Source organism: Enterobacter cloacae complex sp. IR5412, from assembly GCF_049237385.1.
GTDB classification, from domain to species: Bacteria; Pseudomonadota; Gammaproteobacteria; order Enterobacterales; family Enterobacteriaceae; genus Enterobacter; species Enterobacter intestinihominis.
This window is the reverse complement of sequence record NZ_JBMKHQ010000012.1, coordinates 38,633-49,849: the sequence shown is the minus strand read 5'-3', so window position 1 is coordinate 49,849 and position 11,217 is coordinate 38,633. Positions and strand designations below refer to the sequence as shown.

General features: G+C 42.6%; 10 protein-coding genes. All 10 read right to left on the bottom strand.

The window, feature by feature from the left end; translation table 11 throughout:
• Positions 1–1,377: 1,377 nt before the first annotated feature.
• The 10 genes from ACOTX2_RS18860 to ACOTX2_RS18815 all read right to left on the bottom strand — a co-directional run bounded on the left by ACOTX2_RS18860 (position 1,378) and on the right by ACOTX2_RS18815 (position 10,989).
• Positions 1,378–4,059: a TraC family protein gene (locus ACOTX2_RS18860; protein WP_000387412.1), complete on the bottom strand. Its 2,682-nt coding sequence runs from the start codon at positions 4,057–4,059 to the stop codon at positions 1,378–1,380.
• A gap of 8 nt (positions 4,060–4,067) precedes the next feature.
• Positions 4,068–5,018 carry an IncHI-type conjugal transfer lipoprotein TrhV gene (gene trhV / locus ACOTX2_RS18855; RefSeq protein ID WP_001022588.1) on the bottom strand — a complete coding sequence of 317 codons (951 nt, stop codon included), beginning with the start codon at positions 5,016–5,018 and terminating at the stop codon, positions 4,068–4,070.
• A gap of 9 nt (positions 5,019–5,027) precedes the next feature.
• Entirely contained in the window at positions 5,028–5,780 is a 753-nt protein-coding gene (gene htdT, locus ACOTX2_RS18850; RefSeq protein WP_182911723.1) for a protein-disulfide isomerase HtdT, read from the bottom strand.
• A gap of 118 nt (positions 5,781–5,898) precedes the next feature.
• Entirely contained in the window at positions 5,899–6,381 is a 483-nt protein-coding gene (locus ACOTX2_RS18845) for a hypothetical protein (RefSeq protein WP_000377632.1), read from the bottom strand.
• Between the two features lie 7 nt (positions 6,382–6,388).
• Complete coding sequence (gene trhB / locus ACOTX2_RS18840) at positions 6,389–7,744, bottom strand: IncHI-type conjugal transfer protein TrhB (RefSeq protein WP_000351841.1); 1,356 nt, start codon at positions 7,742–7,744, stop codon at positions 6,389–6,391.
• Positions 7,734–8,195: a plasmid transfer protein HtdO gene (gene htdO / locus ACOTX2_RS18835; RefSeq protein WP_000521242.1), complete on the bottom strand. Its 462-nt coding sequence runs from the start codon at positions 8,193–8,195 to the stop codon at positions 7,734–7,736. Before htdO ends, trhB begins: the two co-directional genes overlap by 11 nt.
• A gap of 1 nt (position 8,196) precedes the next feature.
• Positions 8,197–9,468 (bottom strand): TraK domain-containing protein, encoded by a 1,272-nt coding sequence (locus ACOTX2_RS18830; protein WP_000592092.1) that lies wholly within the window; start codon positions 9,466–9,468, stop codon positions 8,197–8,199.
• Positions 9,468–10,256 (bottom strand): TraE/TraK family type IV conjugative transfer system protein, encoded by a 789-nt coding sequence (locus ACOTX2_RS18825; RefSeq protein ID WP_000783153.1) that lies wholly within the window; start codon positions 10,254–10,256, stop codon positions 9,468–9,470. Before ACOTX2_RS18825 ends, ACOTX2_RS18830 begins: the two co-directional genes overlap by 1 nt.
• A gap of 11 nt (positions 10,257–10,267) precedes the next feature.
• Complete coding sequence (locus ACOTX2_RS18820; protein WP_001447770.1) at positions 10,268–10,618, bottom strand: type IV conjugative transfer system protein TraL; 351 nt, start codon at positions 10,616–10,618, stop codon at positions 10,268–10,270.
• Positions 10,619–10,635: 17 nt separating this feature from the next.
• Positions 10,636–10,989: a hypothetical protein gene (locus ACOTX2_RS18815; RefSeq protein WP_000423602.1), complete on the bottom strand. Its 354-nt coding sequence runs from the start codon at positions 10,987–10,989 to the stop codon at positions 10,636–10,638.
• Positions 10,990–11,217 lie beyond the last annotated feature (228 nt).

The following is an 11,217-nucleotide window of genomic DNA, read 5'->3' as shown; positions in this document are numbered from 1 at the left end:
GGCTGACAGTGCCTTCTGATGCTGCTCAGACATACTATGCACAGATATAATCACCCGTCCGTCCTTGTGATTATCGGAAAAGGCCATGCACCGGAGTCGGCAAACCGGTATGCAGTGATGTGACTTTAATCTTTATCAGCAGGCGCATTTCGTATTAAGGGAGCCAGTGTTAGCAACCCTGCCCAGGACGGAAGGACACTATCAGGACTGAACGCCAGTTTGGCGATTAAGGGGGTTAAATCTGCAAGCGGATGACAGTGCCCCAGCTGCTGCTCAGTCACACCACGTCCTGATAAAATCTCCTGCCCGGTAATGTGATGACCGAAAAAAGCCCGTGCACTGGTGTCGGCAGACCGGCACGCAGGAATATGACGTTAATCTGTATCAGCAGGTACATCTCGCATTAGGGAGCAAGTGATAGCAACCCCGCCCAGAACTGAAGGCCAGCATGAGGACAGAACCCCAGTTTGGCGATTAAGGGGGTTAAATCCGGCAGCGTGAGTAAGTGCCCGTGCTGTGTTAAAGAAATATTCCCTAAGGACAATCTTCCGCTCGGCCTTTTGTATAAAGTTGTCACCCCGGGAGCGGGGATCACTTTACCTGCTTAGCCTAAATCTTACGTCAATCGCTATCCGGAATTTTAGCTTAATGGTCCTGAGTAAGTTAAAAGGGCTACCCATAATGACGTCCCCAGATGGTGATAAAGGAGTTAATTCCGCCTTCGGCTTACAGTGCCGCAGCTGCTGCTCAGCAACACCACGCCCTGATTAAATCTCCCGCCTGTCCTTGTGATGACCAAAAATAGTCCGTGCACTGGCGTCGTAAGACCGGCATACAGGAATGAGGCGTTAATCTTTATTAGGTGGCAGGATTCGCATCATGGGAGCAAGGGCCCTAGAACTGTAGACTAACATTAGAAAATCACAGTTTGGCGATAAAGGGGGTTAAATAAGTTAAAAGTCTTCGGTGAGCAAATTGGATAAATTTTCAGAAACCAAACCGTTAATAATAAACTTTTAGAAGAATGATTAAAGGATATTAAGTTTTGTATGCAAAATGACACCAGTGATCTGTTTTCACTAATAATGCCGCGCTACTTTGATTACCTTTGGTAAACAAAAATGTAATTTACGTGATTTTCATCTTATAATGTCAGTATTGAAGTTATAAATTTTGTTTACTTAATGCGTACACAACCTAACTGCGATTTGTATTTATGTCACTGTTTTTACACCACATTAATTATAAAACCAAAATTTGCAGCACAGTGATGAACTCATTAAGTCACAACCTCATTTGTTTACTTAAGGCATACAATAAAAAACCAGATTCTTATGAGACATCTGGTTTAATTATTTTTGCTTGAAGATATTTACTCTACGCGGCCAAACCCGCTGCTACTTCTTGAGCATAGAGAATTTCTATTGCCTCGCCATAGCTACAATTCTCGCGGCTTTGAATTTCCCATAATTTACTCCTGTCAGCACTATCCGTAGTAAAACAAAGCTCCATTTTCCGGTCTACGTATAACCGACAGATCTCTTGGAAGTTTTCGAACCTGACTAACATCTCTGAAAACACCTTTTTGACTGTACGAATATTTTTCATACGTTCATATTCTGCATCTGAAGTAGAAAAATATTTATTAGCCTTCATTGCTTCAATGCTTTCTTTTTCTTGTTTCATGATTATCTTCCAAGGCGAGTTAGCAGTCAGGGCCCGGCCAACAGAAGAAGTAAAATAATCTTCAAACGACTGTGTGATACAGATGCCAGCGCAGTTTGTTTTCCTGAACCTACGCCATGCCGCTTCGAGGAAGGAAGAGAAGAATTGGTTTGATTGATTTCCGGCACCTGATGAATTATCAGGACGAATGTACTCCCATGCTTCATCAAGGATGAACAAGCGACGACGCCCATCTTTTTTGATGAACATTGCATGCTGAGCAGCCTGAATGATAGACATTAATACAACTGTCTGAAGGTGGGGGGTGCCTTTTAGCTCCTCCAGTTCCAAAACAATAAATCTGCTGTCGAAGTTGATTGGAGGCAACGTATCGGTAAACCGGTGCCCATAAATTCCACCTTCGCACCATGCTCCGAGTTGCTCCCCAATATCCTTTATACGTTTGTCTTCATGCTTCTTGCAACGCAGAGCAAAGCCGGTTATTGAACCGGTCCGACCTGATTTTCTGGATTCTTGGTACTCTTCTGCAATAAGCTGAAGCATCACTGATTGTTGATAATCATCGATAAGGCCTTTCTCTGAAGCCATAATTTTTAGCTGATTCAAAACCATTATGGTCTGAGCAACTTTGTCTTTTTCTGCATCGTTTGAAGTTGATTCACCGGTAAATTCAGGTGCTTCGTTAAATACATCGTCGTTAACAGTGATGTCAGTTAGGAAGGCAAAGGGATTTAGGGTGAAGTCAGGGGTTTTACCGAAATCAATAAATTGACTGTTTGTATATTGTTCCGCAATCCCCTGGTAAGAACGGCCCACGTCCACAACAAATACTTGAGCACCGTCAGGATCATCATCTGGGTATTCGTTTTCTAAAAAATGCTTAAATGTTGAGCGATAATGAACGAGGTTATTAGATCGCGGTCCAGCTCCAAGATAGTTATTGATTAGATATGCTGTCCAGAATGACTTCCCTGCACCTGACGTTGCACCAATAACCATGTTATAGCTTGCAGAAGTCTTGAAAATATCAAGTCCCATGAGTTGACCTTCACGAGAAACTAAACTCAGTACTGGTCTATCTGTATTACCTTTCCAGGGCCCAAAGATCGGTGTCATATGAGCCGCTCCGGTGTTGCTCACTACTTCGGAACGGTCAAGGTCGAAAATTGTCTTTGGGTCATTGCACATTGGCAGACATGACATAAATGACGGGAAAACGATAAAGGAATCATCTGCTACTTTGACCCGGCTTTCGAGGTAAAAGGATTTGAGATCGTTAGCTGCTGTCTGCACAGAATTGGCATTACTACCCATAACAGTGAAAGTAAGATACCCTCTTAAAAGCTTTGCGCCATCCTCAAGCTCGCGAGTTACGGCCATGTAGTCATTATCCATATCCCGCAGGCGAGGGCAGAATGTGACAACTGAAGGTATACTTGCCTGTTTATTAGTGATTGCTTTGTAGCGGACGTTTTCTTTTGACAACTTGAGCGGATCGGCAAACTGAACAGTCTGAGTGATCATAAATGGGCTGAAAATTGTCTTACGTCCATGCATCCAGTTAACTACTAACTCATACATACAACCGAAATTGACGTATTCAGGAAACTTTACAACGGAAAGTTGTTTGAAGTAACGATGCTCAGATTCGTCGTCACTTTGTGTGACTGATGAGAAATGATTTTCTGTGACTGTATACTTACGGCCGGGAACGTTAACTTGTTCATTAAGCCTTTTCATAGTGTTAACGTCTATGAAACCTTCAGCCCACCGGGAGTTCTTTCCGGGGTTTACGACCTTATCTATACAATAGAGCCAGTTTTCTGCATCGACCTTAAACGGATGCAATCCAATCGTAATTAACTTACTTACAAGTTCAGAGTAAAGTGAATCGATACGCGAATGTTCCAGCTCGGTAGGAAGGGCAGACTGTAAAGGAATCGATAGCGAGATCCATACCTGAAAATCCCTCAACATAAGGTTATCATGATCAGGTTTTAAAGGCTTATGCATACTTCTGTCGTAGTAGTCCAACTGATAACCATTAAGCAGATCTGCTTTAAGCTTATCGTTCCCAGTCATACGCCCACCTCGCACAGCTGACCAAGCACTAAGCTGTAAAGTCAGGTCTGGCAATGCAGTCAGAGATATTTGACAGACAGTATCTGTAGGGAAATCCATTTTGAACATTTCAGCAAGAACATCTTGCTGATTATCAAAAACTCCAGGGGATGGATTACAGATAAACATAAACCCTAATCTGTTGCCATCAATCAAAAAATAGTGAGTCCCTGCTAATTGATCGTAAACAGGGATAAACCCACCTAATTGATGGCGATTTAAACCGCTATTGTAATTATTGATAGCTTCCATATTTGACCTTACAGTTGTCTAACAATGCCGTTCGAAGAGACAGCTTTAGTTGCTTTTTGTTGCTGCTGCATATTTTCCCGGGCCGCATCCTGTACTTCTAAAGGAACTATGCGAGCTGGGTTTGAGGTCGAATTCTTGCCAGCAATCCATGTTTGCGGTTTTACGTTGACATAAACGTAGCCGGGAAGATTAAGCGCATCGTTATCATCGGTATAAGGTGCAAAAGTAATTCTCATTACTTTCCCCTGTTGCAGAACAGCAAGTGGTTCAGGAGCCACTACAGCTTGTTTATAACCTTGCGAACGGTATTGCTGGATCTGCCCAGGGTTGAGAGTCGGGTTAACGGGCTGGCCATTGTAAAGAGAGTACATATCCTTACCAGGGCTGATATCAGAATTAGGTGCAACGTAGCGTGGGGCATTTCCAGCAGAAACCGGATAGCTTGTTTGTTTAACGACTTCCGCAGCCGGATGAACGAAAGGGTTACCAGTTGAAGAGGCAGTGCTATAACTGCTAGTCATCCTTACGTTTGAATTAACCGGTACACCAGAAATAGGCCGTGGTCCAATGGATGAAGTAGGGGCACCCATTTTTAAAGTTTTATCGTACATGACAGGTAACTGACCAACTGGCTTAATTTCGGTTTTTGAATAAGCCACAGGCTGATTTTTAAGGGTAGTAGACTGTGGATATTTGACTTCCCCTGGAGGGCTAATTTCAGTTGGATAACGGCTGTCATTGACAGCCGATTTCTCCTTTCCCGATTCCGACTCTTCCCCCGCCAGTGCAGACAGATCATCTCGATTATTAGTTAACTCCATAACTTCGCGAGGACCTTTACAGATAACGCCCTTTTCAATGCCTGGACATTCGGATTCGGAACTACCGATGGAGCACCCCGTAAGATATGAGGATGTACCTACAACCAGAGCACTGAGTACCAATCTTTTGATGTTCATAAACTAGCCTTAATTTGTCTCAAATGGATTTTTTAAGAGAGGTTCAACGCTTTGGTTCAACCAGTAGTCGAAATCTTTTGGAATGCCATTACCAGCCAAACCATCCTGTCTGACAACTGAAGGTACACCCTGCAATTTATAAATTCCTGCGAGCATCAATGACGCTACCAAAGGTTCCGCCGGACATTCTTCTGCTTCTTTTTGAGAGAGCAATCTTTTTTCAATGTCGGATTTGCTTCCCATTAGCCAACGAAGAATATCGAGGTTGTTTATTTTTCCTTTTTCTTTACTACACCAGAGCCTTCTAAGCTCTTCTTTTGGCTCACCGGGTGAGGGAACTAAAACAATATCTATCCGATACTTGTCCCGATCTGCATAGAATTTCTTAACAAGTTCCATGCAACCGTCACAATCAAGTGTTATGAAAATGGCTGCTTGTCTTTTAAGCTTTGAATTTCCCAGAGGAATGGACGCTACAGTTTCCAGAGGGAAGGGGGCCTCATCAAGACTAATAAAATAGGAATTCCTGATTTCTTCTACAGTCAGAACAGGTTTACGTTTAATTACATCAACAAGGCTTCCCCCAGTAAGGGAGTATCGGCCATCGGTCGTTACTGCCATTAGCTGCGAACGTTCGTCCTGAAAGAGGTATAGCCCACCAGAAGGAATGTATATGGCATCCTTAGGTTTATATCCTTTCATTTTTGATAACACACCCGAGATCTGACTGGGTGAAACGCCACCTTCCTTTGCCTTTGCCATTAACGCAGCAGCATCACTATTAGTTAGGACCTGCTCTGAAGCATAAGTGACCGTATTCGCCATAATGGCGAAAGCCGCCATTAAAGGGAAAAGTAACTTTTTCACTATTGGGTGCCCTCTACTTCTTTGCATTATAAGAACTTGATTGTACCGCTTCAGAGCTATCTTCAAGTTCCATATAAGTGACGATTTCAACACTATCCGGTACAGTAACGGCAAGCGTTGCATCAATAATTAAATAGCCACGGTCACGGTAGATCTTCATTAATGTTCTGAAATATTCTTCGAATTGAGATCTATCATTGTCAGCAGTACGGCCTCCGTGATGCTTGAAAAATTCCTTACGTAATTCAGGCATGTCAAGCACTGCAATCTTGTACGAAGGCTGGGATTGTTTATTGAAGTAATCGTAAACATTCATAAAGCCTTTATAACCATAAATAATGACCAATACGGCAAAGGCGAAGAAAAATAAATACTTCAATATTTTTTCAATATCAATTTCGAAGGTAATTTTTTTTGTTGTCCTTTCTCGCACCATTTTTTTAGTGATTTCAGGTCCAGCTGATTCAGGCGATTCTTTTTTTTCTAAACTATCCATTTAAACCTCAGCGACTGGTCAGATTCGTTGGAATTGTAGTTCCGGTCTGAACGACAAATGTAATAGCTCGGCCAGGGCTAATTTCTACGATTGGCCACTGTTGTTCTGCAATTGCGGTGTAGTAATCGACGAGTCGATTAAGACCACCTTGAGCTGCACCAGCCCCGGCTAATGCCCCAAGTGCACCAAAATTAGGGGACTGATACTGAGCCTGTGAATTAGGGTCGATGTTAAGTGAAGATACCTTACTGGGACTTAAGCTACCGGCAAGTGAAGAAAGTCCACCGGCAAATGCAGCTCCTGCAATTGCGTTACCATTTCGGCTGATAAGCGTGCCTCGGATCCCATTTTTTCCGTCATTTTCACTTACAGCATATGCTTCCAGTTTTACGTCAAAAGCTTTCCCTTTTGAATTAACACAAGAGATAGAAGTGGCACGTATGTAAGCACGCTGTGACGCCAGATCACCAACAGCTGAACCCAGAAGGTTACAGTCACGCAAATCCATGGTGAAATTATTGGGCATGATGACATCTTTTTTAATACGCATCGTTACTGGCATTGGTTCTGATTTGGAAGAAAGGCTTGTAGGCGCTTCAAGCCCGGTAATCAGAACACCAGTGATAATAGATGTTGCCGGAAGAAACATTTCATCTTTTCGGGCAGCATGCCGCGCTTTGCTATCAACTGGCGCAGTACCATCACCTCGTACAGTCCGAGTTGGCGCTTTATCTCCTGCAATGACCTCTCTGCCTTCCTTGATTCTGTTTTCAGACACGGGCATAACCTGAATGACACCATCGGTACCATTAGTCTTAATGGAACTTTGTGTGATTGTTCTCATTGGGCTATTACGCGTAGGTGTGATAGAAGCGTAATTAGGGTTTACGCCATTAATCGGCGCATTAGCATTAAGCTGATAAGGAGCTGCCGGTGCCTGCTCATTAATCGTTTTACGCGAACTACCAGCATCCAAGTTACGATTGCCGTTTCGATTTGTCTGCATATCATTAATTTGCTGAGACAGCTGCTGAAGTTGAGAAGTTAAACTTGCAACTTGGGCTTTAGTTTCCTGTTGGGCTTTTTCTGCTTTTTCGCGGTCCTCTTTCGCCGCATTTTGGTCAAGTCGGTTTTGCTTAACCATTTCTTTATATACTTTCTGGCTTTCTTCATTACTCAATTTGTTCATTTGCGAATCATCTAACAACAAATTGGTCTGCATGTCTTTTTTCTGTGTTTTCTTTTCTTTCTTAACTGGTGTGGAAAAAATAGACTGGCTAATAATATAAACAATCACTACCAGCAGAGCGCCAATAACAGAAAGTCTGACGGTCTTATTTTCCCAGGCCTTTTTAATGTCCATGATTAGCTCCACTTGTAGGTTTCTGGAATCGTTTAATTTTTAGATTTCGTTCGCTGTCAGACATCTGAGGAACGATATAGGGTTCACCTGCTCTGGCCCAGTTTTCACGAACAGATGGATGATTCATTTCAGCTTTATCTATCTGGCTCGTTCTAGATATTTCATGTTTGTAATTAGGTTCCAAAACGTTACTTTTGTGATAGTCAAAAGCATTCTCCTCATTAATATTGCCCTCTCCTACAAATTTATCAATAAGAGTTGGATCGTTCATTATTACTGTCTGAACGGGAAAAGCGTTACTGCCATCTTCGATACTAATGGGTGCGTCCGGAACGATTAATACACTCCTTTTTGGTATATATTCTGACCTGTAGTAAAAGCTGGTTAAAGCAAATACGACAAAACCAATCACGGTGGCCCCAAGCAGAGCAGGCAAAGTAACTTTTCCCATATTATTTTCTGATTAGACTTGGTCTGGTTGTAACCCGGGCCTCGCGTTCCTTGAACAATTTATCCCGGACTATGTAAAGCTCTGTTTCTTCTCCCGGTTGCAGGTATGCTTTATCAAATAAAGCACTTGCAATAACGCCTTCTGCCATACACTGCTGATCAGCAACGATTTGACCGTATGGTTTATCGTTTTTCACAAGAATTACATCAATAAGTTCACGTGAGCCAACCAGTCTCTGACCGAGCTTTGCATACATATTAAAGTTACATGGTGACTGCTCTGGCGCAGGAATACGAGAAAGTCGGTCCTGTTGTAAACTGAATCCTGAAGGGACCTCACCAAGAGCCACAGGAGTCAATAAATCAATGATTCTTTGTTTATGATCGTCTTGTTTTGGATCCGTTGGAGCCAGTTCTTCTGACTGGGAGCGGGCCAACATTTCCTCATAGTTTTGCTTATCCAATGAGGTTTCACGTTTGGCTTGCATAGATGGGCTTAAAGATGTAGTAACTGAAATCATCGCACCGGGAACATCAAGCGGTACCAGGGTCAGGTTATAGGTCGATTCAGGTACCTGATCTTCAGACAACATAATCCCGATTGGTTTATCGGTATTAGTTGAAATAAAGACATCGCCACCATTAACAAATATGCTTGCCTCTTCAGCAGGGGTAGAAGTACTGACAGAAGCATTCTTGAAGCTGGTCGATATTCTGTTTTGAAGTCCTCGTGAAACTGGCAGTACCACATTCCCACCAGGCGGCACATTTACACGCTGAACTTCTTTATATCGGTTACGAGCTTCGACATAAAGTTCATCGGCTTTTGACGTGGCGGTCGCATTGGTTGCATTCTGCTGGGAAGAGGTACCTGTTGGTCTCCCATAGCTATCAATTGCACCAGATCGGGTCTGTGCGTCAAATCCGGGGAGACTAGGATTATTTGATAATGCTCCAGTAATAGCGCTTACCGCAGGCGAAGCATTGCTGGCTGGGGAAAGTTGCACGGTAGGGAGATCAGTTGTAGGTTTTTGTCCCTGCGCATTACCGGCTTCACTAAGGTTTGTTTGTGCACCTGACTGTTCAGAACCAGCTTGACCCGGAATAATGGCTTTTGCAGCTCCATTCTGAAATCCGTCAGCACCAACTGGCATTACAACCGGGTTATTAATTGTTGCTGGCAATTGGTATTCTTCAGCGATTACGCAGTTCGAAGTCGTGAGCATGATCAATGCTGTAATTGCGTTGAAGCCTAAGCCCTTTTTTTTAATCATCACTTGTTACCTGTAGACGGTGGCGGATTATCCAGCGTTGCCAGTTGCTCTTTGCCGTTTATCGTAATTTTTTTAATATTCGGTGTTCCGGAATATTGATTTACATATGCAATTCTTGGGCGACCATTTTTCATCCCGAGAACCCATTCATAAGTCCATTTCGATGATTCAGTTTTGTCCGGAACATTTACAAGTCGAGTCGTTTTGGTACCCCAGACATAGACCATGTCATTTTTTGGATCAAAGTAAATATCATTAGGCTTAAAGGTCTGCTCAACACCACGAGCCTGCATGATATTTATCTGCTCCTGTAAAGACTCACTCGTTTTAGCCTGTAGTTCAGGTGAAAGGGCATCGAGGACATAGGCCGTCACAAAGGAAATATTAGTTGGATTAATATTCCCTAAAAGGGTACTAAAAAAGAGAGCCCATTGTGTTTTATAAGATTCCGATGCTTTGTTACCAACAACCGTGATCTCTTCATTCATGTTTGGAGGGGTAACAATCGTCACTGGGTCAGTGAAAAAAAGAATCTTTGCAACCAATAACCCAATGACGGCTATTGAAACAGTATTAATGCGGATAAGTTTTGTATCACGATTAATCAGGGCGCTGTATGTAATTCCAGCACCTGACGCTTCAGCTTGTGGGCTAAATCGTTTTTTAATGTCCAAAAAACGTCCCTTAGCACTTTCATCTTTCTTTACGTATGACTGTTCAAGATCACCGTTTTCATCCTTTTTAGATTTTTTGAAAAAAGGGATGTTAATGCCACTTAGCATTTTCATTCATAGCTCCATCAAGAATACAAATCTCTGATAAATGGATCGTTGAAATAACGGCTACTAAAAACTGCTTTACCTGGCAAAAAACCGAGCCACCAGAGTTTGTGTTTTAGCAATCCTCTTATTCCTGACTCAGCTGCTTTGTTATACGCAATCCAATACACAACCGCTGCTACAACAGAAAACCCGAAGCATTCGAAGATATTCCCAAATGCAACCAGAATGAATGCAAGCCCTAATTTTTTGGCATCCCAAAACAAAATCAGTAGAGGCATGTTGATCCTGAAAGGGAATCTATAGGTATGCTGAGGAACGTCGTTCTGCTTACTCATTAAAAATCCAGAGAGGGGGATGAACCCCCTCATGCATGATTAACAATAAATTACAGCGGTACGCCAGCATCCATAAAGGTGCTGATAATTTTCTCGCCGTTGGCCATTACCAGCATCATGAATAATGAAACCAGTGCCAGGCCCGGGTTAGGCTTAAGGACAGAGAAATATACGCTTGAGATCAACATCGCGGCTGCCAGAATTTTGCCCGGAGCTCCAGTCATACTTTCACTCATGTATGACCAAATATCTCCCAGTGCCCCATCATCTGAACCCGCATATGCCAGACCGCAAAAAAGCACGGTCAGCAGAACAAACAAAATCACTTTTGCGCTTTTTGTTTTAAAAAGTGCAGCCGTGTTAGATTTCTTTTCACTAAGGCCAATATTTAAAGAAAGTTCCATAATTACTCCGTGTAGATTTGAGTTCACGTAAACGCGAATGAATAATACTTTTTTATTCCGATCCTTCCGTTCGCATAAACCCCCTTTTTTTAACGTTTAGCGATTGGTGAATTTTTAAGCAAAGGGCCTAAAGCATAATCTTTGAAAGGTACCAGTGAACGCTTAGTAAAAGTTTGAAAGAGGGGAGGGGGTAAGATTACGTTAAGCTCAATCCTGAAGCTGATGAGA

Coding starts and splice junctions, on each gene's coding strand:
- ACOTX2_RS18820 (WP_001447770.1), bottom strand. CDS start 10,618: ATGAGGGGGTTCATCCCCCTCTCTGGATTTTTAATGAGTAAGCAGAAC.
- ACOTX2_RS18845 (WP_000377632.1), bottom strand. CDS start 6,381: ATGGATAGTTTAGAAAAAAAAGAATCGCCTGAATCAGCTGGACCTGAA.
- htdO (WP_000521242.1), bottom strand. CDS start 8,195: ATGGGAAAAGTTACTTTGCCTGCTCTGCTTGGGGCCACCGTGATTGGT.
- ACOTX2_RS18830 (WP_000592092.1), bottom strand. CDS start 9,468: ATGATTAAAAAAAAGGGCTTAGGCTTCAACGCAATTACAGCATTGATC.
- htdT (WP_182911723.1), bottom strand. CDS start 5,780: ATGGCAAAGGCAAAGGAAGGTGGCGTTTCACCCAGTCAGATCTCGGGT.
- ACOTX2_RS18825 (WP_000783153.1), bottom strand. CDS start 10,256: ATGAAAATGCTAAGTGGCATTAACATCCCTTTTTTCAAAAAATCTAAA.
- trhV (WP_001022588.1), bottom strand. CDS start 5,018: ATGAACATCAAAAGATTGGTACTCAGTGCTCTGGTTGTAGGTACATCC.
- ACOTX2_RS18815 (WP_000423602.1), bottom strand. CDS start 10,989: ATGGAACTTTCTTTAAATATTGGCCTTAGTGAAAAGAAATCTAACACG.
- trhB (WP_000351841.1), bottom strand. CDS start 7,744: ATGGACATTAAAAAGGCCTGGGAAAATAAGACCGTCAGACTTTCTGTT.
- ACOTX2_RS18860 (WP_000387412.1), bottom strand. CDS start 4,059: ATGGAAGCTATCAATAATTACAATAGCGGTTTAAATCGCCATCAATTA.